The 25,152-nt window shown below is 62.7% G+C and carries 24 protein-coding genes; 12 read left to right on the top strand and 12 right to left on the bottom strand.

Annotation, left to right across the window (positions count from 1 at the left end):
* Positions 1 to 10 precede the first annotated feature (10 nt).
* On the bottom strand, positions 11 to 1,255 hold the full coding sequence (locus FJ942_RS14420) for an MFS transporter (RefSeq protein ID WP_140898009.1): 1,245 nt from the start codon (positions 1,253 to 1,255) through the stop codon (positions 11 to 13).
* Between the two features lie 196 nt (positions 1,256 to 1,451).
* Here FJ942_RS14420 and FJ942_RS14415 point away from each other — a divergent pair, with 196 nt between their 5' ends.
* Positions 1,452 to 2,897 (top strand): AAA family ATPase, encoded by a 1,446-nt coding sequence (locus FJ942_RS14415; RefSeq protein ID WP_140898007.1) that lies wholly within the window; start codon positions 1,452 to 1,454, stop codon positions 2,895 to 2,897.
* 210 nt (positions 2,898 to 3,107) lie between these two features.
* Positions 3,108 to 4,898 carry an aspartate--tRNA ligase gene (aspS, locus tag FJ942_RS14410; protein ID WP_181167403.1) on the top strand — a complete coding sequence of 597 codons (1,791 nt, stop codon included), beginning with the start codon at positions 3,108 to 3,110 and terminating at the stop codon, positions 4,896 to 4,898.
* 123 nt (positions 4,899 to 5,021) lie between these two features.
* Here the strand turns inward: aspS and FJ942_RS14405 are convergent, their stop codons facing one another.
* Positions 5,022 to 6,212 carry a hypothetical protein gene (locus FJ942_RS14405; RefSeq protein WP_140898005.1) on the bottom strand — a complete coding sequence of 397 codons (1,191 nt, stop codon included), beginning with the start codon at positions 6,210 to 6,212 and terminating at the stop codon, positions 5,022 to 5,024.
* Positions 6,213 to 6,524: 312 nt separating this feature from the next.
* Between FJ942_RS14405 and parC the strand changes: the two genes are divergently transcribed.
* Positions 6,525 to 8,777 (top strand): DNA topoisomerase IV subunit A, encoded by a 2,253-nt coding sequence (gene parC, locus FJ942_RS14400; RefSeq protein WP_140515655.1) that lies wholly within the window; start codon positions 6,525 to 6,527, stop codon positions 8,775 to 8,777.
* A 243-nt stretch (positions 8,778 to 9,020) separates the two neighbouring features.
* Complete coding sequence (locus tag FJ942_RS14395) at positions 9,021 to 10,220, top strand: AI-2E family transporter (protein WP_140515657.1); 1,200 nt, start codon at positions 9,021 to 9,023, stop codon at positions 10,218 to 10,220.
* Here FJ942_RS14395 and FJ942_RS14390 read toward each other — a convergent pair.
* The 3 genes from FJ942_RS14390 to FJ942_RS14380 form a co-directional block, all read right to left on the bottom strand.
* The gene (locus tag FJ942_RS14390) at positions 10,208 to 11,104 is read right to left on the bottom strand and encodes a DMT family transporter (RefSeq protein WP_140565175.1); all 897 of its coding nucleotides are present in this window, start codon (positions 11,102 to 11,104) and stop codon (positions 10,208 to 10,210) included. The genes FJ942_RS14395 and FJ942_RS14390 overlap by 13 nt on opposite strands.
* 126 nt (positions 11,105 to 11,230) lie before the next feature.
* Positions 11,231 to 11,995, bottom strand: a complete 765-nt coding sequence (locus tag FJ942_RS14385) for an arginyltransferase (RefSeq protein ID WP_140494092.1) — start codon at positions 11,993 to 11,995, stop codon at positions 11,231 to 11,233.
* A gap of 138 nt (positions 11,996 to 12,133) precedes the next feature.
* Positions 12,134 to 12,604: an RDD family protein gene (locus tag FJ942_RS14380; protein WP_140494090.1), complete on the bottom strand. Its 471-nt coding sequence runs from the start codon at positions 12,602 to 12,604 to the stop codon at positions 12,134 to 12,136.
* Between the two features lie 201 nt (positions 12,605 to 12,805).
* Here FJ942_RS14380 and sthA point away from each other — a divergent pair, with 201 nt between their 5' ends.
* Entirely contained in the window at positions 12,806 to 14,194 is a 1,389-nt protein-coding gene (gene sthA, locus FJ942_RS14375; RefSeq protein ID WP_140898003.1) for a Si-specific NAD(P)(+) transhydrogenase, read from the top strand.
* 24 nt (positions 14,195 to 14,218) lie between these two features.
* On the opposite strand, the gene FJ942_RS14370 is transcribed toward sthA, so the two are convergent.
* Positions 14,219 to 15,409 (bottom strand): TCR/Tet family MFS transporter, encoded by a 1,191-nt coding sequence (locus tag FJ942_RS14370; protein ID WP_140494086.1) that lies wholly within the window; start codon positions 15,407 to 15,409, stop codon positions 14,219 to 14,221.
* A gap of 80 nt (positions 15,410 to 15,489) precedes the next feature.
* Here FJ942_RS14370 and FJ942_RS14365 point away from each other — a divergent pair, with 80 nt between their 5' ends.
* Complete coding sequence (locus FJ942_RS14365) at positions 15,490 to 16,110, top strand: TetR/AcrR family transcriptional regulator C-terminal domain-containing protein (RefSeq protein WP_140494084.1); 621 nt, start codon at positions 15,490 to 15,492, stop codon at positions 16,108 to 16,110.
* Positions 16,111 to 16,134: 24 nt separating this feature from the next.
* Here FJ942_RS14365 and FJ942_RS14360 read toward each other — a convergent pair whose 3' ends face one another.
* Positions 16,135 to 16,794, bottom strand: coding sequence for an alpha/beta hydrolase (locus tag FJ942_RS14360; RefSeq protein WP_140656130.1), 660 nt, complete (start codon positions 16,792 to 16,794; stop codon positions 16,135 to 16,137).
* A 201-nt stretch (positions 16,795 to 16,995) separates the two neighbouring features.
* Here FJ942_RS14360 and FJ942_RS14355 point away from each other — a divergent pair, with 201 nt between their 5' ends.
* The gene (locus tag FJ942_RS14355) at positions 16,996 to 18,174 is read left to right on the top strand and encodes an OpgC family protein (RefSeq protein WP_140898001.1); all 1,179 of its coding nucleotides are present in this window, start codon (positions 16,996 to 16,998) and stop codon (positions 18,172 to 18,174) included.
* 15 nt (positions 18,175 to 18,189) lie between these two features.
* On the opposite strand, the gene FJ942_RS14350 is transcribed toward FJ942_RS14355, so the two are convergent.
* A complete protein-coding gene (locus tag FJ942_RS14350) occupies positions 18,190 to 19,266 on the bottom strand; it encodes a substrate-binding domain-containing protein (RefSeq protein WP_140560566.1) in 1,077 nt (358 codons plus the stop codon).
* A gap of 164 nt (positions 19,267 to 19,430) precedes the next feature.
* On the opposite strand from FJ942_RS14350, the gene FJ942_RS14345 reads away from it, so the two are divergent.
* Together FJ942_RS14345 and FJ942_RS28525 are read left to right on the top strand one after the other, a co-directional pair.
* Positions 19,431 to 19,574 (top strand): hypothetical protein, encoded by a 144-nt coding sequence (locus tag FJ942_RS14345; protein WP_140494076.1) that lies wholly within the window; start codon positions 19,431 to 19,433, stop codon positions 19,572 to 19,574.
* Positions 19,575 to 19,647: 73 nt separating this feature from the next.
* On the top strand, positions 19,648 to 19,788 hold the full coding sequence (locus FJ942_RS28525) for a hypothetical protein (RefSeq protein WP_181167406.1): 141 nt from the start codon (positions 19,648 to 19,650) through the stop codon (positions 19,786 to 19,788).
* Positions 19,789 to 19,803: 15 nt separating this feature from the next.
* On the opposite strand, the gene FJ942_RS14340 is transcribed toward FJ942_RS28525, so the two are convergent.
* Together FJ942_RS14340 and FJ942_RS14335 are read right to left on the bottom strand one after the other, a co-directional pair.
* A complete protein-coding gene (locus FJ942_RS14340) occupies positions 19,804 to 20,169 on the bottom strand; it encodes a DUF423 domain-containing protein (protein WP_140521759.1) in 366 nt (121 codons plus the stop codon).
* A gap of 36 nt (positions 20,170 to 20,205) precedes the next feature.
* Positions 20,206 to 21,459 carry a multidrug efflux MFS transporter gene (locus FJ942_RS14335; RefSeq protein ID WP_140583731.1) on the bottom strand — a complete coding sequence of 418 codons (1,254 nt, stop codon included), beginning with the start codon at positions 21,457 to 21,459 and terminating at the stop codon, positions 20,206 to 20,208.
* A gap of 118 nt (positions 21,460 to 21,577) precedes the next feature.
* On the opposite strand from FJ942_RS14335, the gene FJ942_RS14330 reads away from it, so the two are divergent.
* Positions 21,578 to 22,243, top strand: coding sequence for a GntR family transcriptional regulator (locus tag FJ942_RS14330; protein WP_140494070.1), 666 nt, complete (start codon positions 21,578 to 21,580; stop codon positions 22,241 to 22,243).
* 130 nt (positions 22,244 to 22,373) lie between these two features.
* Positions 22,374 to 22,607: a DUF982 domain-containing protein gene (locus FJ942_RS14325; RefSeq protein WP_246670991.1), complete on the top strand. Its 234-nt coding sequence runs from the start codon at positions 22,374 to 22,376 to the stop codon at positions 22,605 to 22,607.
* A 27-nt stretch (positions 22,608 to 22,634) separates the two neighbouring features.
* Here the strand turns inward: FJ942_RS14325 and FJ942_RS14320 are convergent, their stop codons facing one another.
* Both FJ942_RS14320 and FJ942_RS14315 read right to left on the bottom strand, forming a co-directional pair.
* On the bottom strand, positions 22,635 to 22,781 hold the full coding sequence (locus FJ942_RS14320) for a hypothetical protein (protein WP_140494066.1): 147 nt from the start codon (positions 22,779 to 22,781) through the stop codon (positions 22,635 to 22,637).
* 80 nt (positions 22,782 to 22,861) lie between these two features.
* Positions 22,862 to 23,905: an aldo/keto reductase gene (locus tag FJ942_RS14315; protein ID WP_140583730.1), complete on the bottom strand. Its 1,044-nt coding sequence runs from the start codon at positions 23,903 to 23,905 to the stop codon at positions 22,862 to 22,864.
* A gap of 240 nt (positions 23,906 to 24,145) precedes the next feature.
* Here FJ942_RS14315 and ppk2 point away from each other — a divergent pair, with 240 nt between their 5' ends.
* Complete coding sequence (gene ppk2 / locus FJ942_RS14310; protein WP_140897999.1) at positions 24,146 to 25,066, top strand: polyphosphate kinase 2; 921 nt, start codon at positions 24,146 to 24,148, stop codon at positions 25,064 to 25,066.
* Positions 25,067 to 25,152 lie beyond the last annotated feature (86 nt).

The following is a 25,152-nucleotide window of genomic DNA, read 5'->3' as shown; positions in this document are numbered from 1 at the left end:
GGCGCTCGCATCACGGCCCGTCCGGCCCGTCCGGATCGCCGTTTCTTCTGGCCAGCCGGGCGAAAACCGTCGAGGTGCGCAACAGCGCGGTGAAGCGGCTGCGCTTGCCAGCCGGCACGCCCGATCGTGCCCGCATCCGATAGAGGATGACGGCGATGAAGATTGCATAGACCAGCGCGCTGAACACGAACAGCGCGCTTGGGCCAAAATACTGCATCGCCGTCGATGCGGCGAAAGGGCCGCCAATGGCGCCGAAGGAATAAAACAGCATCAAGGCGGCGTTGATCAGAACGAACTCGCCCGCGCCGGCGCGGTCGTTGGAGTGCGCCGCCGACAGCGAGTAGAGCGGCATGGCGAAACAGCCGAAGATGAAGATGATGAGGAAGTTGAGAAACGGGTCGGCTCCCGCCACGAACGCAAGCGCCAGCGCTGCCAGCATGGCGCAGCATGTCGTCGCCAGCAGCATCGAGCGCCGGTCCCAGCGATCGGAGAGATAGCCTAGCGGGTATTGGATGAGTGCGCCGCCGAAGATACCGACGCTGACGAAGGTGACGACATCGGCGACAGACATGCCGATCTGCTCGGCATAGACCGGCGACAGCGTGCGGAACGCGCTGTTGGTGACGCCGACGGCGATGCAGCCGAAACAGCCGAGCGGCGAGATGCGCCAGACCCGCGCCAGGTCGAGCTTGACGTCTTCCGGCGGCGTCGGGTTGGAGCGATCGCCCAGCGATACCGGCACCAGCGACAGCGTGATCATCATCGACATGATGGCGAATATGGCGAACCCGCCCGCTCCGAAGATCGGGATGAGGAACTGCGCGCCGGTGACCGAGCCGATGTCGACCATGCGGTAGATGGCAAGCACGCGGGCGCGGTCCTTGTTGCTGACCCCGGAGTTGAGCCAGGCCTCCATCACCGTGAACAGGCCGGCGAAGCAGAAACCGCCGGCAAAACGCACCGCGCACCACATCACCGGGTCGATGACCAGAACCAGGAGCAATGTGCCGGCCGAGGCGGCCGCGGCCAGCGCCGAGAAGGTCCTGACATGGCCGACCGCCTTCAGGATGCGGGTGACGGCCAGGCAGCCGAGCAGGAAGCCGGCGAAATAGAACGTGCCCATCAGGCCGATGTCGGAAGCCGAAAAACCTTCCTGCGCGCCGCGCAGCGCGATCAGCGTGCTTTGCAGCCCATTGCCGCCGAGCAGGATGCCTGCGGCGATGAGGAGCGGGATCAGCGGACGGATGGATGACATTAGCGGGTGGAGCACATTAAGAAGCGATCACGTGTCTGTGATCCTTCTTGAACCATCGCCCTTGCCAATGCTAGCGGCAATTGCCAAGGCTCTCAAAGCCAAAAGGGAATAGTCTTCGCGCTTGAATTTAGGGGGGCGGCCTTGCGTGCATTTACGACGAATGGCACCCTCAATCGCAAATATTTTGGGGGCACCTTTGGATTACGCTGAAGTCAATACCATTCGAAGCCAGTTCCAAGCAGGCCAATGGCCACAGTTTCTTCAGATGGTGTCCATCAACGGCCTTCGTGGTTGGACCGGTCAGTCTGTAGAGTTCAACTTTCCCGTCGTTGCTGTTGTGGGTGAAAATGGGAGCGGCAAGAGTACTTTGCTCAAGGCGGCAACGTGCGTTTACGACCAAGAAAACAAGGATAAGAAATTCTACCCGTCCGCCTTTTTTGTCGATACTCATTGGGATGCGATTAAGGGCGTTAGCCTCACCTACAGGGTCAAGCGCGGTCATAACATTGATTCGTTCCGCGTCTCAAAGCCGACGAAGCGCTGGAGGGATCCGGAAAACCCTCCAAAGAGGAATGTCTACTTACTTGATGTTTCCCGAACGCTGCCTTTGGACGCTTCCGCAGGCTATGCGAAAATTGCTAGATCAGCTGCAGCCGAAATTGAGAGCGATGAGATTGACGATGAATTTCGGCAGCGTCTTTCCCATGTTCTGGGAAGAACATACCAGAAGGCAAGGTTTGCTACTTCGGACGTTGATGCACGTAGGCAGGTCGGCTTGCTACAGCGGGAGTGGGGAGAAGTTTCTCAGTTCCACCAAGGCGCCGGCGAAGACGCGACCCTAGATCTGTTCAGGATTCTCCAAAACGTTCCCAATAATGCCCTTCTCGTAATTGACGAAGTCGAGGCCTCACTACATCCGCGCGCTCAAAGACGGCTAACGCGCTTTCTTCTCTGGCTCGCGCGTCAAAGGCGCGTTCAGATAATTCTATCAACTCATAGCCCTTATGTTCTTGAAGAACTTCCTCAAGAGGCCCGTGTCTTGTTGTTGCCAGGGCCGCAGGGTCTCAGTGTTGTCTATGGGGCATCACCAGAATTTGCGATGAGTCGGTTGGATGACGAAGTTCACCCGGATGTTCACATCTTTGTTGAAGATCGCAACGCTGAGATCTGGCTTCGTGAGATACTTGCTTCTTCGTTAGAGACGTCGGAGCTATTGCATCGAATCGAGATAAATCCTGTAGGACCGGCCAACGTTGTGGGAATGCTGGGGAGCTTGGGAAAGGCGGGGAAGCTCCCTTACAAATCACTTGCAATTACTGACGGCGATCACCCGTATCCCGATTGTCAGAAGTTGCCCGGCGATCTCGCACCCGAGAGGATCGTTTTTAATGATTTGAAGGCTGCGAACTGGGCGAACCTGCCGGATCGGTTTGGAATTGGGGCTGGCTCACTATTCACAACGCTAGAGGACGCATTGCTTGAACCAGACCATCACAAGTGGCCTACTCTGGTAGGCAACCAAGTCGCGAAGAGCGCCACAAGTGTTTGGGAAATTCTCTGCACTGAGTGGTCCAAATCGTGTTTAAGTGCCGACGTTAGACAGGAAATGGCATCAGCAGTTAATGAGGCAATACAACAATAGTGACCATACTTGTTGGGTGTGCATTTTCGTCTTGCCTGTAGGCAGCTATATGACTTGCCGATGCCGTGTGCCGACGTTCGGATAGGTATGCGATCGAGCCTTGCTAGCCTTGACAAGCCCGGCCTCCCATGCGCTTTTCGCGCAAATTTTTCAGGCCGGGCCGCGATGCTTCGGCCGGCAACCCAACATCCCGGACTTTTGCCCATGACAATGCACCGTTACCGCAGCCATACCTGTGCCCAGTTGAGAAAGAGCGACGTCGGCGCTTCCGTTCGCCTGTCGGGCTGGGTGCATCGCGTGCGCGACCATGGCGGCCTGCTGTTCATCGACCTGCGCGACCACTATGGCCTGACCCAAATCGTCGCCGATCCCGATTCGCCGGCCTTCAAGATCGCAGAAACAGTGCGCGGCGAATGGGTGATCCGCGTCGACGGCGAGGTCAAGGCGCGCCTGCCTGAAACCACCAATGCCAACCTGCCGACCGGCGAGATCGAGATTTTCGCGCGCGAGATCGAAGTGCTTTCGGCGGCCAAGGAATTGCCGCTGCCGGTCTTCGGCGAGCCGGACTATCCCGAGGACATCAGGCTGAAATACCGCTTCCTCGACCTGCGCCGCGAGACGCTGCACAGGAACATCGTGGCGCGCACGAAGATCATCGCCGAGATGCGCAAGCGCATGGGCGAGGTCGGCTTCACCGAATTCTCGACGCCGATCCTCACAGCATCGTCGCCCGAAGGCGCGCGCGACTTCCTGGTGCCGTCGCGCATTCACCCCGGCACTTTCTATGCGCTGCCGCAGGCGCCGCAGCAATACAAGCAGCTGATCATGGTCTCGGGTTTCGATCGTTATTTCCAGATCGCGCCCTGCTTCCGCGACGAGGATCCGCGCGCCGACCGCCTGCCCGGCGAATTCTACCAGCTCGACCTCGAAATGAGCTTTGTCGAGCAGGATGACGTGCTTTCCACCATGGCGCCGGTGATGACATCGGTCTTCGAGGCCTTTGCCAACGGCAAGCCCGTCACGAAGGACTGGCCGCGCATTCCCTATGATGTTGCGATGCGCAAATACGGTACCGACAAGCCGGATCTGCGCAACCCGATCGAGATGCAGGCGGTCTCCGACCATTTTCGTGATTCCGGCTTCAAGGTCTTCGCCAACATCCTGGCCAACGATCCCAAGGCCGAGGTCTGGGCCATTCCGGCCAAGACCGGGGGCAGCCGTGCCTTCTGCGACCGCATGAACAGCTGGGCGCAAGGCGAGGGGCAGCCCGGATTGGGCTACATCTTCTGGCGCAAGGAAGGCGAGAAACTCGAAGGCGCGGGTCCGCTTGCCAAGAACATCGGCGAGGAGCGCACCGAGGCGATCCGCCTTCAGCTGGGCCTTGCCGATGGCGATGCCGCCTTCTTCGTCGCCGGCGATCCCAAGAAATTCGTCTCCTTCGCGGGTGCTGCGCGCACCCGCGCCGGCGAGGAACTGAACCTGGTCGACCGCGACCGTTTCGAGCTGTGCTGGATCGTCGACTTTCCGTTCTTCGAGTGGAACGAGGACGAGAAGAAGATCGATTTCGCCCACAATCCGTTTTCGATGCCGCAGGGCGGCATCGACGCCCTCAACAACCAGGAGCCGCTCGGCATCAAGGCATTCCAGTACGACGCCGTGTGCAACGGCTTCGAGATTGCCTCGGGCGGCATCCGCAACCATTTGCCCGAAACCATGGTCAGGGCCTTCGAGATGGTCGGACTGGATCGCCAGACCGTCGAGGAGCGCTTTGGCGGCCTTTACCGTGCGTTTCAGTACGGCGCCCCGCCGCACGGCGGAGCGGCATTCGGCATCGACCGCGTCGTGATGTTGCTGGTGGGCGCCAAGAACCTGCGCGAGATCACCATGTTCCCGATGAACCAGCAGGCTTACGACCTGTTGATGAATGCGCCGTCGGAAGCCACGCCGCAGCAGCTTCGCGACTTGTCGCTGCGTGTCGCACCGATCAAGAAAGAGGCATGATGGCGCTTCGGACGGCGCTTTAAAGAAGCCTCCGAAGTGACTCGTTCGATTGAGAATCGCAGACAAAAGCCCGGCATCGCTGCCGGGCTTTTCGTATCTTGAAGCAAGTCGAGGTCGCTTCGATCAGTCTTGGTTGGCCTTGACGGTGACGCCGAGCGTCTTCGGCAGGTCGGTCGGATTGGACATGGCGCCCGCCATGATCAGTGCGAACGGCACCGACGCCGGCGGCTTAGCCGAGATTTCGAGGCTCTTCGGATCGTCGAGATATTTGCCGACCGCCGCCGTTACCTGCGCCGTCAGCTCGGGATTGTTGAGCTGCGCCATGCCGAACGGCACGATCGCCTTGGCCTGGTTGGCGATATCCTTGCCCGACATGCCTTGCTGCTTGCCGACATAGTCCAGCACCTTGCCCGTCAGCGAATCGTCGTCGAAACGGATCGAGGCGCTGTTGAAGGAAAGCTGCTGCAACAGGCCGAGCATGGCCATGCCTTGCGCCGAGTTGTCGGCCCCTTCGGGCTGCGCGGCCATCTTCTTCTGCATTTCCTGCAGCGACTTGATGAAGTCGAGCGTGTAGCCGCCGAGATCGAAGGTCATGCCGAGCGTGCCGGCATTCTCGACCGAAATGTTGTATTTCGACAGCTCCATCTTGCCGTCAGTGGGCTGCCAGGTGCCGGCCATCTCGAAATTGCCCGCAATGTTCTGGTAGCCGAGTGCGTTGATGACTTCCTTCGACTTGAGATCCTCGACCAGCGTCAGGTCGGCATTGAACTTCTCGGTGGTGCCGGTGAATTTCATCGCTTGGCCGTCGGCCGGCGGCGTGATTTCGATGGCAAGCCCGTCCATCGAGAAAGCGGTCTTGTCGGCGATCTTGACCCTCATGTTCGAGAGTTCGGCGGACTTGTACATCATCAGCGAGCCCAGCGGGCCGCTGGCGCCGCTGGCCGGAACCATCATGTCGTGGATGACGAGGGGGCTTAAATTGAGGGTGACGCCGTCCTTGCTATGTTCGAATGCCGAGGTCGACACGGTTGCGATATCATAGCCGCCATTGGCTTCGGTCACGCCTTCGAGTTTAACGTCGCCGATCGCAAGGGCCTCTTTTTCCGCGCCCGGTTTGATGGATACGCCCTGCAACACCATGCTGGCGTTGTCGCCGGTCACGCCGGTCCAGGAAATATCGACGCCCTGCGCGGCAAGCGCCGTCTTCAGCCGGTCGGCGACCGCGGTGTCCTGGGCGAGCGCCGCGTTCAGCGGCAATGTGAGCAAGAAGGTCGAAAAGAGGAATTTCCTGAGAGTCGAGCGTTTGATTGTCATCGCGAATGCCCCTGAGAGTGTCCTGAAAATTATTTTTCAATTTTTGGCGCCATCACCCTTCAGTGACGAACTGGACGGGAAAAAGGCGCATCCTGCCACAATGGTCAAAAATCGCGGCGAAAGGCAAACCCGATCCGAACACGCTGGAGACCGGGCCGCCGAGCGTCGTCGCGCTTCGCAATAGAGACGGCATGTAACAGATTGATGTTGGCTGGCGGGCTTGCCTCGCGGCTCGTGTTGCAGGGCAGGCCATGCTCCCGCTTTAGGACTTGCCCTCTTGCCGCGAATCACCCGCTCGGCTAGTTCCAGCCCATGGGAAAAAGGCTTTTGCCGCCTGACAATGGTGGCGGCGATCATATCGAACCGGTGGACCTGAAGAAGGCGCTGGAGGAGCGCTATCTTGCCTATGCGCTGTCGACCATCATGCACCGGGCGCTGCCCGATGTCCGCGACGGGCTGAAGCCGGTCCATCGCCGCATCATGCACGCCATGCGCCTGCTGCGCCTGAACCCCGACCAGGGCTTCGCCAAATGCGCCCGTATCGTCGGCGAGGTGATGGGCAAGTTCCACCCGCATGGCGACCAGTCGATCTACGATGCGCTGGTGCGGCTGGCGCAGGATTTCTCGATGCGCTACCCCTTGGTCGACGGCCAGGGCAATTTCGGCAACATTGACGGCGATAACGCCGCCGCCATGCGCTACACCGAAGCGCGCATGACCGATGTGGCGACCGAGCTGCTCGCGGGCATCACCGAGGATGCCGTCGACTACCGGCCGACCTACAATGAGGAGGACGAGGAGCCGGTGGTGCTCCCGGGCGCCTTCCCCAACCTGCTGGCCAATGGCTCGTCCGGCATCGCGGTCGGCATGGCGACATCGATCCCGCCGCACAACGCGGCGGAACTTTGCGACGCCGCCCTTCACCTGATCGAGCATCGGGACGCGCCGGTGGCCAAGCTGATGGATTTCGTCCAGGGCCCGGATTTCCCGACCGGCGGCATCATCGTCGACAGCCGAGCCTCCATCCTCGAAGCCTATGAAAGCGGCCGCGGCGGCTTTCGCGTGCGGGCAAAATGGAGCCAGGAAGACCAGGGCAGGGGCACCTGGAGCATCGTCGTCGCCGAAATCCCCTATGGCGTGCAGAAGGCGCGGCTGATCGAGAAGATCGCCGAGCTCCTGATGGCGCGCAAATTGCCGCTGCTCGAGGACATCAGGGACGAGAGCGCCGAGGACATCCGCGTCGTGCTGGTGCCCAAGAGCCGTTCCGTCGATCCCGGCATCCTGATGGAATCGCTGTTCAAGCTCACCGAGCTTGAAAGCCGTTTCCCGCTCAACATGAACGTGCTGTCGCGCGGCAAGGTGCCCAATGTCCTGTCGCTGAAGGGCGTGCTGCAGGAATGGCTCGAGCATCGCCGCGACGTGCTGATCCGCCGCTCGAAACATCGCCTCGGCGAGATCGAAAGACGGCTGGAGATCCTTGCCGGCTACCTGATCGCCTATCTCAATATCGACGAGGTGATCAAGATCATCCGCGAGGAGGATGAGCCCAAGCAGGTCATGATGGCCCGCTGGTCGCTCACCGACACCCAGGCCGAAGCCATTCTCAACATGCGCCTGCGCGCCCTGCGCAAGCTGGAAGAATTCGAGATCCGCAAGGAATTCGACGGCCTCACTGCCGAAAAGAAGCAGATCGAGGCGCTGCTTGCGTCCGAAGCCAAGCAATGGGGGACGATCAAGTGGGAGGTTGCGAGCCTGCGGGACAAATTCGGCCCCGAGACCGAGCTCGGTAAGCGCCGCACCCAGTTCGCCGATGCGCCCGAGCATGACCTGACCGACATCGCACATGCCATGATCGAGCGCGAGCCGGTCACCGTGGTGGTCTCGGAAAAGGGCTGGCTGCGTGCGATGAAGGGTCATCTGACCGATCATTCGCAGCTTGCGTTCAAGGAAGGCGACAGCCTGAAACTCGCCTTCCATGCGCAGACGACCGACAAGATCCTGGTGTTCACCACCGGCGGCAAATTTTACACCATCGGCGCCGATCGGCTGCCAGGCGGGCGCGGCCATGGCGAGCCGATCCGCATCATCGTCGACATGGACAATGACCAGGACATCGTCACCGCCTTCGTTCACGATCCGAAGCGCAAGCTGCTGCTGGTCTCGCATGACGCCAACGGTTTCATCGTGCCGGAGGAAGAGGTCGTCGCCAACACCCGCAAGGGCAAGCAGGTGATGAACGTCAAGGCGCCCGACGAAGCCAAGCGCTGCGTGCCGGTCGGCGGCGATCATCTGGCTATCGTCGGCGAGAACCGAAAGATGCTGGTGTTTCCGCTGTCCGACATTCCGGAAATGAGCCGCGGCAAGGGCGTGCGGCTGCAGAAATACAAGGATGGCGGGCTTCTCGATCTCAAGCCGTTTACGCTGGAGACCGGCCTTTCCTGGCAGGATTCGGCCGACCGCACCTTTACAAGGTCGCGCGAGGAATTGGCCGAATGGATCGGCGCCCGCGCGTCGGCTGGCCGCATGGTGCCGAAGGGTTTCCCGAGGACCGGGAAATTTGGGTAATCTCCCCCCTCGAGGGGGAGATGCCGCCGAAGGCGACAGAGGGGGTCGGTTCGACTGGACGCAACCTCATTGCTTTGAACAAAGAATGCTAGCGCCTTACGCGCGGCTACCCCCTCTGGCCTGCCGGCCATCTCCCCCTCGAGGGGGGAGATCCGCAGCTTCACCATCACCTTTTGAACTATCGTCACGATTGCTGCACTATATCAGAGCATAAGCAGCGGGATGGCCGGGAGAGACGAGCGTTTGAAGGAAGCGAAGATCCAGAAACCGGGGCAGCGCCTGTTCGGCCTGTCGACGCCGCTCAGAGCCGCCGTCATCCCCCCGCTCTCGGCGGCGCGCTGGCTGCTGGTGCTGATCGTTGCCGCCGGCGTCTATTTCTTCCACGGCTTCCTGTTCCCGGTGCTGGCCGCGCTGGTCATCGCCTTCGCGAGCTGGCCGCTCTACCGGCGGCTTTTGGCCGGTGTCGGCGGCAACCGCACCATCGCCGCCACCTTCGCCATATTGTTCATCCTTGCCTTCCTGGTCATACCGATCGCGCTCGCGGGCACCTACGCCATCAACGAGGTGCGCGAATGGGTCGGCTGGGCGATCGAGACCAACCGGCACGGCGCCCCGACACCGCACTGGATCGCCACGCTGCCTATCGTAGGAGAATGGCTGAACCAGCAATGGACGACCAATCTCGGCCATCCCGGCGGCATCGGCGAACTGATCCAACTGGTCAGCGGCGCCAATATCGGCAGCATCTATCGCGGCGTCCTTGCCGCTGGCGGCAGCGCCTTCGGCCTGCTTTTGACGCTTTTGTTCATGATGATCGCGCTGTTCTTCGCCTATCGCGACGGCGAGCATTTCGCGGGCCAGGTCGATCGCCTGGGCGAGCGCATCCTGCCGACGAGGTGGGAGCGCATCTCGCGGGTCGTGCCGGCGACCATTTCCTCGACCGTGACCGGCATGACCGTCATCGCCATCGGCGAGGGATTGGTGCTCGGCATCGCCTACTGGCTGGCCGGCGTGCCGTCGCCCGTGACGCTTGGCGCGCTCACCGGGGTCATGGCGCTGATTCCCGGCGGGGCACCGCTGTCCTTCACGCTGGTTTCGATCTATCTCGCTGCCAGCGGCTCACCGGTGGCCGGCCTGGCTTTGTTCATCTGGGGGACGGTCGAACTGTTCATCGTCGACAAGACCTTGCGACCGAAGCTCGTCGGCGGGCCGATAAAACTGCCCTTCCTGCCGACCTTTTTCGGCCTGATCGGCGGCGTCAAGACGATGGGCTTTCTCGGCCTGTTCATCGGCCCGGTGCTGATGGCACTGCTGGTGGCGATCTGGCGCGAATGGCTGCGCGAGGTGGAAATGATGGACGAGATGCCTGCTTCCCCTGAACAGGAAGGCTCGCCGTCGCTGATCGAGATCGACGGCGAGGCGAAGAAGATTCAGGCCGGATGACGCACCGCAAGGGCGGCGCGGCGCCTGCGTCCGTCATGCAACTGCCACACCGAATGGACCACCAATGTGACGATCAGGATCGCGCCGCCGATCAGGCTGTTGCGTGACGGCGTTTCGGAAAAGATCAGCCATACCCACACCGGTGCCAGCACGGTCTCCAGAAGGTAGAACATCGCCACTTCCGGTCCGGAGATGTATTTGGGGCCGGCCGCCAGGCAGAAGAACGAAATCGGCATGATCACGGCGCCATTAAAGATGATCCACCAGGGCGCGCTCACATGGATGCCTTCACCTGACACCATGAAGGCCGCCAGCACGAGCGACGGAACCACCCCGACGAGCGCCGTGAAGCCCATGTCCTTGCCGCTGGCCCGCGAAATGGTGATGGCCACGGAAATGAAGAAGGCCGAACACAGCGCCATGAAATTGCCGAACAGGTGTCCGGTGCCGACAGATCCGCCGACGATTACCAGCACGCCGAGGATCATGACCAGCATCGCCGCGAGCGTCACCGCCCGCGGCTTTTCCTGGAGAAACAACCAGGACAAGAGCGCAGCGAACACCGTGTTGAAGGCCAGGATGAACACCAGGTCGGCGGTCGAGGTGTAGAAGACGGCGGTGACGAACGTGATCGAGGTCAGCCCGTAGCATATCGCGGCCGCCAGTCCCGACCAGCCTGGAATGAGCTGAGGCGCGTTTCGGCTGAGCGCCCGCCAGACAGCCCAGATGATCATTGCGGCGATGAAGGTGGCGGCCCCGCGCAAGAGCAGGATCGTCCATGCGCCGCCATCGGCGAGGCGGATCAGCGGAATGTCGAGGGTCAGCGTCAGGCCGCCAATGGCGGTTATCAGAAGGCCCTTCTGGTGGTCGCTGTGGGACGTCATTTGCAAACTTTCGTAATGAAATACAGATGGGACAGCCGATCGGCGCAATGACGCACTCTCCCGCCAAGCGGCTGAAAGACCAGCATCCCCTGCGTTGAAACAGTCAAACGTGGATCTTGGAAAAACTCAGCGTGAGACCGCTTCGTTGGTGTAGCGCTCCCAGCCCTTCGGGCCGAGATGCTCCTGCGGCATGAAGCGCATCTTATAATTCATCTTGCGCGAGCCGTTGACCCAGTATCCCAGGTAGACATGGGGCAGCCCCATCGCCCTGGCGCGAGCGATGTGATCGAGGATCATGAACGTGCCGAGAGACCGCTCCTCGAAGTCGGGATTGAAGTAGGAATACACCATCGACAGGCCGTCGGCCATCTTGTCGGTGAGCGCCACCGCGATCAGCTCGCCCTGTCCCTTGCCGGTGATGAAAGTATCGGGCCCGCGCCGGCGATATTCGATGACCTTGGTGTCGACATGGGTGTCCTCGACCATCATGGCGTAGTCCAGAACCGTCATGTCCGACATGCCGCCGCGGCGGTGGCGGGCATCGAGATAGCTGCGGAACAGCGAATATTGTTCGGTCGAGGGCTCGGCATTGTGCATGGCGCCGACGAGATCGGAATTGTGCTGCAGCACGCGCTTCATGTTGCGGCTGGCGACGAATTCCTGCGCCAGGATGCGCACGGAGACGCAGGCGCGGCAGGTTTCGCAGGCCGGCCTGTAGGCGATGTTCTGGGAGCGGCGGAACCCGCCTTGGGTCAGGAGATCATTCATCTCTGACGCCTTGTCGCCGACCAGATGCGTGAACACCTTGCGCTCGAACTGGCCGTCGAGATAGGGGCACGGCGACGGCGCGGTCAGGAAGAACTGCGGCGACTGGGTCGGGTGCTGCGTCATCGAGTCTCGGAAACACTCCTTCGAATCGCTCTACCTTTGGCGCGGAAAGCGAAAAATTCAACAGGATTGTGAAGGCGTGGCCATGCGGACGCCTTCACATTTGTGCCGACGCCGCGGCGATGCTTGCGAAAATGCGCCTCAGCGGCCGGTGCGGCTGACCACCGTGCCGAGCAGCAGGTCGTGCAGCGTGCGCTTGCGATCGGAAAACAGCGTCACCAGCAGCACCAGCGGCGACAGGATGACGTTGCCGGCCCAGAACAGCACCGAATGGACCACCGCCGTGAGCCCGTCGATCGGCCTGCCGTCGAGCCGATCGAGCCGGATGCCCATCATCTTCATGCCCGTGGTCGCCTGGTCGGCGCTGCCAAGCGTGTTCCAGATGTAGAGAATCGCGACGGCCGGGACCAGGACGCCAAACAGCATCCAGCCAAGGCCGAGGGTCAAAAGTCCGAGGAAGAACACCAGGATGGCGACCGGGATGGTGAGCAGCGCGACAATGACATAGTCGATCATGACCGCCAGGACACGCCGCGTGCGTACCCCTTCATAGGCCCTCACGTCGTCGAGCCTGGTATTGATGATTTCACCGTCGAGAACGCGAGCGTTCATGTCATTTCCTCGTAACAGGGGCCTGCTTAGCCTGCGCCCCACCTGCTGGGAAAATGGTAAAGGCTGATGGCGGAATCAAGATCGAGCCTTTCCCGGTGCGCAAGGCGGGCGAAGCGGCCGGTGGGCCGGTTGAATTCGCGCCTGACATGGCGTTAGCTTGTTGCGGCGCACCAAAAGTGCCAAGGGGCAGGGACGGGCAGGATGGATTACGACATGCTGGTCATTGGCAGCGGCCCTTCCGGCCGTCGTGCCGCTGTACAATCGGCCAAACTCGGCAAAACGGTACTGGTCGTCGACAGGGGGCGGCGCCTGGGCGGCGTTTCCGTGCACACGGGCACCATTCCGTCGAAGACGCTGCGCGAAACCGTGCTCAATCTCTCGGGCTGGCGTGAGCGCGGCTTCTATGGGCGCGGCTATCGAGTTAAGCAGGACATCTCGGTCGGAGACCTGGTCGAGCGCCTGCACAAGACGCTCGACCACGAGGTCGAGGTGCTGCAGCACCAGTTCATGCGCAACACGGTCAAGAGCTCCCGCGCCGCGGTGAAATTTCTCGGGCCCAACAGGGTCAGCCTGACATCGGACAATGGCGACTACAGCGAGGTCGGCTTCGCCAATGCGCTGATCGCCGTCGGCACCAGGCCGCACCGGCCGGGCGACGTGCCGTTCGACAAGAGCCGCGTGTTCGACAGTGACGAAATGCTCGAGCTCGACCGCTTGCCGCGCACGCTGACGGTCATCGGCGCCGGGGTCATCGGCGTCGAATACGCGACGATCTTTTCGGCACTCGACGTGCCGGTGACGCTGGTCGAGCCGCGCAACACGATCCTCGATTTCGTCGACCGCGAGATCGTCGACGACTTCATCCACCAGATGCGCGACCGCGGCATGACCATCCGGCTGGGAAGCGCCGTGAAGGAGATTGCCTCCAGGCCCGACCATGCAGAGGTCACGCTGGCCGACGGGCGCACCATACGTTCCGAGATCGTGCTCTACGCCGCGGGCCGCACCGGCAATGTCGGTAGCCTCGGCCTCGATGCGGTCGGCATCGAGGCTGACTCCAGGGGACGCATCAAGGTCGATCCGCACACCTTCCAGACCAGCGTGCCCAACATTTACGCCGCCGGCGACGTGATCGGCTTTCCGAGCCTGGCCTCCACCTCGATGGAGCAGGGCCGGGTAGCCGCGTGCCATGCTTTCGGCGTGACATTGCCGCCGCCGCCGGAAACCTTTCCTTATGGCATTTACGCGGTGCCCGAGATCTCCACCGTCGGCCAATCCGAGGAACAGGTGCGCGAGAGCGGCGCCGCCTACGAGGTTGGCGTGGCCCGTTTCCGCGAGACCTCGCGGGGCCACATCATGGGCGTCAACACCGGCTTCCTGAAGCTTCTGTTCTCGATCGAGACACGCCGCTTGCTCGGCGCGCATATCGTCGGCGAGGGCGCCACCGAACTGATTCACATCGGCCAGGCGGTGATCAATCTGGGTGGCACGGTCGACTTCTTTGTCAACAATACATTCAACTATCCCACGCTGGCCGAGGCCTATAAGATCGCCGGGCTGGACGCCTGGAACAGGATGGGGCAGGGATAACCCTGTCGCCGGCCACTATTATCCTCACTCCGCCGCCTCCCGTTTGGCCGTGGGCGATCCGGTTGCGAGCAGCAGGGGCAGGCAGAGGACATAGAGCGTCGCGCCCGCGACCCACACCATGCCTGGGAAGACCATTCGAGTGCGAAAATAGAGCATGGCGATGACGAGTGGTCCGAGCACCGAGACCAGGCTCGTCATGCTGGTGAGCACACCTTGCAATCGCCCCTGGTGATCTGCCGCGACACGTGACGTCAGCAACGATTGCAGCGCCGGGGCTCCGATGCCGCCGAGACAGAAAAGCGGCAACAGCGCGAACGCCATCCAGCCTTGCCAGGCCAGCGCGATCGACACATAGGCCGTGCTGTCGGCAAGGATGGCGACCATGAGCGCTCGCCTTTCGCCCCAGCGCTCGGCGATCGGTCCGGCGACGAAACCCTGGGCTCCGGCATGGAAGAGGCCGAACAATGCCAGCGAGATGCCCACAGTGAAAAGGCTCCAGCGGAATTTGTCCTGCACGTAGAGAACCCAGACGGTGCCGCCGACTTCGCCGACAAGGCCGAGCACGGCAAAGGCGCCGAGCAGCGGCAGGAGGGCCGGAAAAGTCAGGGCCCAACGCAGCGGCGCCAGCGGGTTGAACGACAGCGGCTCGCCTGTGCCGCCGACCCGCTCCGGCTCCGGCAGCAGAAGGAAGGCCAGCACCAGATTGATGCCGGTGAACCCTGTCGCCGCCAGGAACGGCGCGCGCAGCCAGACATCGCCGAGCAGGCCGCCGAGCGCCGGACCGGCGATGAACCCGACGCCAAAAGCGGCGCTCAGATGGCCGAAGGCGCGGGCGCGCCGCTCTTCGCTGCTGATGTCGACCATATAGGCGGAGGCCACCGCCATGCTGGCGCCCGTTAGGCCGGCGATCAGTCGGCCGACGAACAGCAGCGGCAGCGACGGCGCGAAGGTCATGAACAGATAATCCAGCATCGACCCGGCAAGCGACAGAAGCAGCACCGGCCGGCGGCCGTAGCGGTCGGACAACGCGCCGAGCAGGGGCGAAAACAGCACCTGCATTGCGGCATAGGCGGCGAGGAACGCGCCGAAAATCCAGCCAATGTCCTCGACATGGCCAACCTCGCGCAACAGCCCCGGCAGCACCGGCATGATCAGCCCGATGCCGGCCGCGTCCAGCGCCATTGCCGTCAGCACGACGAGATAGGCCCTTTTCATCGAGATGCTTCTTTCCTAAAGTTTATCGGTGATAAGGTAGCGTTTATCACCGATAAATTGGCTGGGCAAGCGAGGTGCATATGAAGCTGGACAAGGCGCTGATCGTGGCGCAGGCGCTCGAGCTGTTGAACGACGTCGGCATCGATGCGCTCTCGACCCGGCTGCTGGCGCAGCGGCTCAAGGTCCAGCAGCCGGCACTCTACTGGCATTTCAGGAACAAGCGCGCCCTGCTCGACGCAATGAACGAGGAGATCCTGCGGCGCGGCCATGGACATCAGGTACCGCTGCCGGGCGAGAGCTGGCAGGAATTCGTACGCAACAACGCCCGCAGCTTCCGCGGCGCCTTGATGGCCTATCGCGACGGTGCGCGCGTCCATGCCGGTACCGAGGCCGATCCGGGCGATCTCGAACATGTCGAACGGTTGCTCACTTTTCTGCGCGAGGCCGGCATGCCTTCCGTCATGGCCATGCGGTTGCTGATGATCGTCGGGCGCTACACGGTGGGCTGCGTCCTCGAGGAACAGGCAGAATATCCGGCCGGCCCGGGTCGAGGTGCAGCGCTCGATGCCAAGGCAAGCGGTTACCCGCTGCTCAGCCAGGCCCTGGCCGATTATCGTGCGGGCGGTCACGAGGCGCTGTTCGAAAGCGGCCTCGACTTGCTGATTGCCGGGGCGCAGGCCGGCATCGCTGAAGGAGGCTGAGCGCGGCGATCCGCGTCTTGCCCGTCAGGCGGCAGGAGCGGGCGGGGCAAGCCATTGCCGCACGATCGTGGCATCGGGGTCGCCGATTTCATGGCCCGAAGCGACGATACGCGCGTCGACCTCGGCGCCGCGCTGGCTGAGCAGCGTTACCAGGGCCGGCGCGAAGGGTCCGTAGGTCAGGTCGGCGGCGCCGGCGACAATCAGCGCCTTGATGCCGGTCAGATCGGTTGCCGGCGTCTCGTCCAGCACCGGCATCGGCCGCAGCAGTGCCGCCCGTCCGACAAGGCCGGGATGGAGCAGCATCAGGCTGGAAACCAGATTGGCGCCGTTGGAATAGCCGAGGAAAGCCGCGCGCTTCGGATCGATCCGGTGCCGCTTCATGGCCTCGGCCATGAAGCGTGCGAAAGCGGCCGTCTCGCGGCGGATGCTGGCCTGCTCGAAGCTGGTCGGCGTGATCCGCTCGAACCAGCGGAAGCCGTCGTCCTGGACGATGCGGCCACGCACGGCGACCAGGCAGGCATGCGGTGCGATCTGCCTCGCCAGCGGCACCAGGGTCGTCTCGTCGACACCTGATCCATGCAGCAGGAACAGGCATTCGTCGCTGGCCCCGCCGGATCCGAAGAAGCGATAGGGAAAGGCCAGATCCAGCCGCGGCAGGCTGTTTTCGACGCTTGTATCGCTCATGCCGTATCCTTTTGATTACATTTCGTTTCACTCAATTTGCCGGCTTCAAAACGCAATATTTTCATGCTCCGCGAAAGTTGATTGAACCGGGCGCATTTCAGTCCGTTTCTGCGCCGATATACTCCATCGCGGAGGAATCGAAGCGGTGCGCCGGGGGTCGCATTGCTGGGCATGAACAACCAGCTTTGAGGCCTTTTGTCGATGACCACCCCAGTTCCAACCGAGCGCGATACGCGCATCGATGTGCTGCGTGCGCTCGCGCTGCTGACGATCTTCGTCGACCATGTGCCGGGCACGGCTTTCGACACCCTGACCTACAAGAATTTCGGCTTTTCGGATGCGGCCGAGGCTTTCGTGCTGATATCGGGCATTTCGGTCGCGCTTGCCTATGGCACGAAGTTCCGCCCGGGAGGCCGGCTGCTCGCGACGCTGAAAATGTGGCGGCGGGCAGGCGTGCTCTATATCGCCCATATCGTCACCACGATGGCGGTAATGGCATTGTTCTGTGCCGCGGCGGTGTTCGGCCGGCGGCCGGAACTGCTGAAGCTGATCAACATCGAACCGCTGATGAAGGACACGCCCGAGGTGCTGGTCGGCATCGTCACGCTCGGCCACCAACTCGGCTACAACAACATCCTGCCGGTCTACGCGGTGCTGCTTTTGCTGGCGCCGGCCTTCTTGCTGTTCATCAGCTACAGGCCGCTTGCAGCGCTGACCGTGTCCGGCCTGCTGTGGCTTGTAGCCGGCATCTGGCAGATCGCCCCGCCGAACTATCCCGAGCCCGGCCTGTGGTTCCTCAATCCGCTGTCCTGGCAGTTCCTGTTCAACATCGGCCTTGCCGCCATGCTGCATGTCAGGCGCGGCGGCGTCATTCCAGCCAACCGCTGGCTGATCGGTCCCGCCGCTGCCTATGTGCTGGCCGCGTTGGCATGGGTGCATAGTCCGCTTTGGGGCCAGGTGACCTGGTTCGACCTGCCGGTGGTGCTGACCGGCTTCGACAAGACATTCCTGTCGCTCCCGCGGCTGCTGCACATCCTGGCGGTCAGCTATCTGGTGGTGGCACTGCCTGCGGTCTCGAACCTGTTCCGCACCGGACCCGACCATCCGCTGGCGATACTCGGCAAGCGCTCGCTGCCGGTGTTCATCGCCGGCACGCTGATCGCCATGGTCGCCCAGGTGATGAAGCTGATCAATCCCGGCGGCCTCGCCTATGACAGCCTGCTGCTCGCCGCCGGCATGGCCATGCAGTTCGCGCTCGCTTTCTACCTCGAATGGTTGTCGACCATCGGGGGTTCGGGGAAAGCCAGGACGACGCAAAAGGACGCCAAGCCCGTCCAGGCGTCGTTCGGTATCTCGGCCGTGGCTAGAGCCAACCGCTGAGGTCGGCGAGTCGGTTCAGCGGCGCGGTGGAGCCGAGGAGGCGCGCACGATCAGTTCGACCGGCAGCAATTGCCGACTGACCTTGCCGTCGTTTTCCAGGATCGCCTTGACCGCAAGCCGGCCCATCTCGGCGATCGGCTGTGCGACGGTGGTCAGTGGCGGCTCGGATAGCGCTGCTTCGGGAACGCCGTCGAAACCGATGACCGAAACATCATCGGGGACATTCAGCCCGCGCGCGCTCAGCCATTCAAGCGTTGCCAAGGCCATCCTGTCCGACATCGCCAGGATGGCCGTGGGTGGTTCGCCGGAAGCAAAGATCGTTTCCAGCCCCGCCTTTGTGGTGGCGGCATCGTTGGCGGTTTCGTAGACGGGCACTTTGGATGTATCGATGCCAACCCGCGAAAGCTCCCGGAAGTAGCCGGTGAGGCGATCGCGTGTCCCCGCATAGGCCGCGGCGCGAAGCTCCTCGGGCGAAATGATGCCTGTCCTGCCGTCGGCGAAAGGCAGCGCCAGCACGGCAAAGCGGCGATGCCCGAGTTCCGTCAGATGGCGCGCCGCCAGGCTGGCGCCGGCGATGTTGTCGACGCCGATCGCCGCGACGGATCCATCCTCCGAATCCAGGTCCAGCGCCACGAAGGGCAGTTTGCGCTCGCGGGCCAATTCGACAAGGCGCGAGCCGCCTTCGATACAGAAGACGATGAAGCCGTCGACCAGGGCGCTCTGGATATTCCAGGCAAGCTGTTCGGTGTTGGCGGCCGAGACTAACGAGATACCGGCCCCGGTCGCATCGCAGGCCTGCGAGATACCGGCCATCATCACGCGCGCGAAGGGATCCTCGAAGAAATAGGAAAGGGGCTCCGCGGTGGCCACGCCGATGGCGTTGACCTTGCCGGCCCGCAGCAGGCGGCCCTTGGGATCGGGGCCGGCATAGCCCATCGCCTCGGCCGCCGCACGGACCCGTTCGCGGACTTCTTCGCGCACGATCTCAGGGCGGCTGAAGACATTGGAGGCGGTACCATGCGAAACACCGGCCGCCTTGGCGATGTCGGCCAGCCGGACGGGTCGTCGATTGCCTGCGGTGAGTGACGCCATTTGCGCGTGCCTCCTGATATGCATTTAGCACGTTCCCGACTTGCATCTAGCACTTTCGTTGGATCGATTCAAATTTTGCTTGACCGGCGGCTTCCATAGGCCTATCTTTGAATCGATCCAACTAAGATCTGCCTGCTGGATTAAACCTGGATGGGAGGTGCGCCATGCATCCTGTTAACTATCTGTTCGAAGACATCTACCGCAACGACTGGAGCATCGGGTCGGCCGCCAACAAGTCCAAGCGCCGCGGCGGAACAAGCCCGTGGATTCGCGATCTGCGCTTCCTTGTGGCGCGCAAGCGGAGCTGACTGGCGTGAATTTTTTGCGTCGGCCTATTGGATCGATTCAATTCAAATCAAGAGGAGAAGAGCCATGCATCCCATGAAGCATCTGTTCGACGACATTTATCGCAATTATTGGGGCATCGGCACGGCCGCGGAGCGGCCAGAGGCGCCGCGCCGCGCGACGCTCTCGGCGCGCAACCGCGATCTTTGGATCCGACTTGAACGTCGCCGGGATTGAAACCGGCCGCGCATCTCAGGGTCGCCGACGCACCACGGCGGAGACAGCTATGGTCAGCCAGCCTGCGATGAGCAGGGTGCCTCCGATCGGCGCCGACATCGGAAACAGCCTCGATCCGAGAAAATCGCGGGCGAGAAGATCGCCCGTGAAAAGCACGAGCCCGACGAGCAGCACCAGGCTGGCTAACCGCAGCGGGCGATTCGCGTCGAGGAGACCGACGGCGAGAAACACCGGTGCGTGCATCAGCAGGAACGATGCCGCCGTACCGGTGAAGGCGCCGCCGAGATGTGCGGCGGCCGCCGACAGCGCCACGCCGGCCGCGCCCACGATGCCGGCGGCGAGCACAAGCAGACGGCTGCCGGTCGTTTCGGTCAGGTTCATGTCGACGCTCCTTCGGTTGATCGGCTGGGCAGTTCGTCAGGGCTTGCCCGCTTCCATCAACATATTCCGCGTCCGCCGCGCCTGGACAATCCAGTTGTAGACCGCGCCGAGCGCCATCAGCACCGACGTGCCGAGAAACACCGCCCGCATGCCGAAATGGCCGCCGACGAAACCGCCGGCAAGCGGTCCGGCGACCTGGCCGACATATTGGGCCGAGATCGAAAGACCGAGCACGTTGCCGCCGACGCCGTCGGGAATGTTGTGGCGGATGACGCTGGTGATGCAAGGCAGCAAACCGCCGAGCGCCAGGCCCATCAGGAAGCGCAGCCCGATCAGTTGCCAGCCGTCGGTGACGAAGGCCTGCGGAATGAGCAGCAGCGCCGACACGGCCAGCGCGCCGACGACGACGTTCCAGTGACCGACGCGGTCGGCGAGCCTGCCAAGCCATGACGCCGACAGGATTGCGCCAAGGGCGGCCGCCGACATCACCACGCCGGCAACGAGCGTCACCCGGCTCTGGTCCTCGATCAGCTGCTGCACATAGACGGTGATGATCGGCTCGATCGACATGGTGGCGAAGGCCAGCAGCATGCCGGTCGTCAGCATGGCCACGACCGGACGCTTGTCGGCAATTTGCGACCAGCCGCTCTTCGGCTTTGCCGCCGTCGCGGCTTTGCTTGCTTGCGGGCGCTGGTTCTCCTTGATCAGGAATGTCGTCGCCAGAAAGGCAAGGAAGATGACGCCGCCGGACAACAGAAAGGTCGCGCGGATGCCGATTACCGGCGGCAGCGCGCCGCCGAGCAAGGGGCCGACCAGCGAACCTGCCGTGATGCCAGCGGACAAGACACCGAGCGCCCAGCCGGAGCGGTCCTTCGGCGTCTGCATGGCCACCAATATGGTCGAGCCGGAGGAATAGCCGCCGGCAAAGCCGATCAGCAGGCGCAGCAGCACCAATTGCCAGACCGTCTCGACCATTCCGGTCAGCGACATGCAGATCGCCATGCCGAAGGAGGCGCGCACCAGCATCAGCTTGCGGCCGTAGCGGTCGCCGAGCCGTCCCCATAACGGCGCAACGAGCGCCGCCGCGAAGAAGGTCGCCCCATAGGCGACGCCCGACCATTGCACGATCGCCGCATGGCCCTCGACGCCCAGTTGCTCGACATAGAGCGGCAGGAACGGCAAGAGCAGGGTCATGGCGATGAGCGTGCTGAACGAACCCGCGAAGCAGACGGCGAGATTGCGCCGCCAGTGGATATTGTAGCCGCCCTGTTCCGTATCGTTCTGCGTCATGCCGTGCCTGCGTGTGCCAGGGATTGTTGTGGATACCATTTTGGGATACCAAGTCGGTATCCGTCATGGACCCACAGCCCGACCGCTGTCAATGCGGGCACGTGAAAAGGCAACAACGATGTCGCAGATGCACAACGTCGAACGGCAGCTCCGCGAGATGATCCTTGGACTTGAGATCGGCCCGGGTGAGAAACTCACCGAGCGCTGGATCGAAAGCCGCTTCGGCGCCTCGCGCACGCCGGTCAGGGCTGCGCTGCTGCGGCTCGAAACCGAAGGGCTGGTCGGCAGGGACGGGCGCGGCTGGACGGTCTCGCCCATCAACCTGGCCGAACTCGAGCAGATCGCGGTCTACCGCGAAGCGGTCGAGGTCGCGGCCTTGCGGCTGACATGCGGGCTTGCCGACAGAAGTGCCGTCGATGTCATCGAGGCTATGCTCGTCTCCTGCGACGACGACACTCCGCGCGAGGAATGGCATCGCGTCGGCATGGATTTCCACATCGAGCTGGCGCGACTGTCCGGCAATGAATTCCTGTTTCGGGCCGTCCGCGACGCGATGACCAGGCTTTCGCGCGCCCGTTGGCTGGAGGTACGCGATGGAGCGGCCCTTGGCCGCGCCTGGGCCGAACATCATGCCATCCTGGCCGCCGTGCGGAGCGGCGATGCACAGGAAGCCGCGCGCTTGCTCTCGCAGCATATCGTGGGCAGTCGCGACCGTCTGTTGACGTCGCTGGCCAATGATCGCCGCGGCCTTCGCGCCAGGGGATTTGCCGTCGTGGCGGCATAATGCGGCCTGCAGGGCAGGCCACTCGCCGCCGAAAAAAGGACCACCGGCCCCGAGCCCCACTTTCGGCCTCGCTTCGCGGACGCCGATGGCGTAGGACCGGGCGATGGAAAACAACCGATTTGAAGTACCCGTGACCGTCAAATCAGTCACGGCGGGAAGTACACAGCTCTTACGCTCGGCCCGCGAGGCTTCCGACTATCTCATGAACAGCTGGCCCGGCAAGCGCACCCCCAAGCATCGCGCGGCGCTGCAGGCCTGCCACGATGCGCTGGCCGGCGACAAGCCGGCCATGAACGCAAGGCGCGCCTTTATCGCGGCGGCGCGTGAAGTGGACGTCTTCGTCAGCGACAAGGCGCCGGCCTGATCCAGGCCGGATTGCCGCCGCGCGCCGTCATTCCTCTGTTTCAATCTCGGCGTCAGTCTCGGGTTTCTGACGCTCCCGCGCCGCAGCCTTGGCCGCCAGCTTTTCGGCCTTCTTGGCCGCCTTCTGGCGATCGCGTTCCTTGCGTTCCTGATCGTAATTTGGTGCTCGTGCCATAGCGGCTCCTTTTTTGCTGTTCTTGTGGGCTGACTACGCGTCGTTCGCCTTCCGACGTCTCGGAGCCGGCACCAGGGTTCCTATAAGCTGCTTCGGTCGATCACAAGGTCGGCGGCGCCGAAACGCTCCTTTGCCGTCAACTGCTGATGCCAATAGGGATAGAGCAGGGGCGGGCGGCTGACCGCGTCGAGGCGATCACGTTCCTCGCCGGTCAGCGTCAGGCTGGCCGCCGCGATATTGTCCCTGAACTGGGCCTCGTTGCGCCCGCCGATCACCAGGGAGCTGATAGCCGGCCGGCCAAGCAGCCAGGCAAGCGCCACCTGTGCGGCGGACACACCGCGGGCCTTGCCGATTTCGACCAGCACATCGACGATCCGCCACAACCGGTCCTCGTCGCGGATCGGCGGTTCGGACCAGCCGGCGACCTTGCGCGCGGTCGGGCTGTCACGGTGATACTTGCCCGACAGCAGGCCGCCCGCCAGCGGGCTCCACACCAGCACGCCCAATCCCTGGTCGACCGAGATCGGCAGCAGCTCGTATTCGGCTTCGCGTGCTTCGAGCGTGTAGTGGATCTGCTGGGTGACGAAGCGCGGCTGATGGCGGGTGTCGCTGATGGAGAGCGCCTTCATCACCTGCCAGCCGGAATAGTTGGAGCAGCCGATATAGCGGATCTTGCCCTGGCCGACCAGCGTGTCGAGCGCGGCGATGGTCTCTTCGAGTGGCGTCACGCCGTCCCATTCGTGCAGGAAATAGATGTCGATGACGTCGGTCTTGAGCCGCTTCAGGCTCTTCTCGCATTCGCGGATCAAATGATGGCGCGACAGGCCTTCGTCATTGGGACCGTCGCCGATGCGCATGCGCGCCTTGGAGGCGATCAGCACGTCGTTCCTGCGCTTGCCGCCGAGTGCCTCGCCGATGATCTCCTCCGACAGGCCGTCCGAATAGACATTGGCCGTGTCGATGAGATTGATGCCGGCATCGATGCACAGATCGATCATGCGCTTCGCCTCGGCGAGATCGCTGTTGCCCACAGCCGCGAACGGGCCGGCGCCGCCAAAGGTCATGGTGCCCATCGTCAGCGCCGAAACCTTCAGGCCGGAACGGCCGAGAGTGCGGTATTCCATGTCAGTCCTCGCGATTGAGAAGAATGGCCCGATCAGGTTGCTGGATTTGTAGGACAATCCGTGCGGCTTGTCGCCCTCCGGCCCCAGCACACCGATGAGCGGCCGTGGCGTGCCCCTGCAATAAAACCGTCATTGCCGGCCTATACTCAGTCGATCAGGGCGTTGCGCGCCGCCGTCAGGACGCGACCAGTGCGCCCGGTCGTTGCCGGAGGCGGCAGCTTGCAGATGGAGGAACACCAGATGAATGAATCCATACCCAAGTCCGGCGCCCGGGACTGGCTGGAAGCCGAACTCGCCGACACGCTCGACGAGGACTATGAACTGGAGATGTCGGAACCAGCGCTGTCGCTGGAGATCGCCAGGATCTACAAGAACGCGCATCCGCCTTCTATCGACCGCATGCAGTATTTTCGCGACCTGATCGGGCTGCAATCCGAGCTGATCAAGCTGCAATCCTGGGTCGCCTACCACAAGAAGAAGCTTGTGGTGATCTTCGAAGGCCGCGATTCGGCTGGCAAGGGCGGCGTCATCAAGCGCATCACCCAGCGGCTCAACCCGCGCATCTGCCGCGTCGTGGCGCTTCCGGCACCGACCGAGCGAGAGACGTCGCAATGGTATTTCCAGCGTTATGTGCCGCACCTGCCGGCCGGCGGCGAGATCGTTCTGTTCGACCGCTCCTGGTACAACCGCTCCGGCGTCGAGCGGGTGATGGGTTTCGCCGGGGCCGATCAGGTGGAGGAATTCTTCCGTGACGTGCCGGAGTTCGAGCGCATGCTGGTCCGTTCGGGCATCACGCTGGTCAAATACTGGTTCTCGATCACCGACGAGGAACAACAGATGCGCTTCCTGATGCGCATCCACGATCCGATGAAGCAGTGGAAGCTGTCGCCGATGGACCTGCAGTCGCGGGTGCGCTGGGAACAGTACACCAAGGCCAAGGAAGAGACCTTCGCCCGTACCAACATTCCGGAGGCGCCCTGGTTCATCGTCGAGGGCAACGACAAGAAGCGCGCCCGGCTGAACTGCATCGACCACGTCTTGCAGCAGGTTCCCTACGAAGAGGTGCCGCACGAGGAGATCAAGCTGCCCGAGCGCGTCTTCAATCCCGAATACGAGCGCCAGGTGCTGCCGAGCGAGCTCTACGTGCCCGAGAAGTATTGAACGAGAGTTTGTCCTTCTCCCCGTATAGTGACGGGGAGAAGGATCTGCACCAAGGGCTGCCAATTCCCACTGTCGCAGACAACTAG

The organism is Mesorhizobium sp. B2-4-2, from assembly GCF_006442845.1.
Lineage (GTDB): Bacteria > Pseudomonadota > Alphaproteobacteria > Rhizobiales > Rhizobiaceae > Mesorhizobium.
Note: the sequence above shows the minus strand (reverse complement) of the source record. Positions and strands in the feature narration are given on the sequence as shown.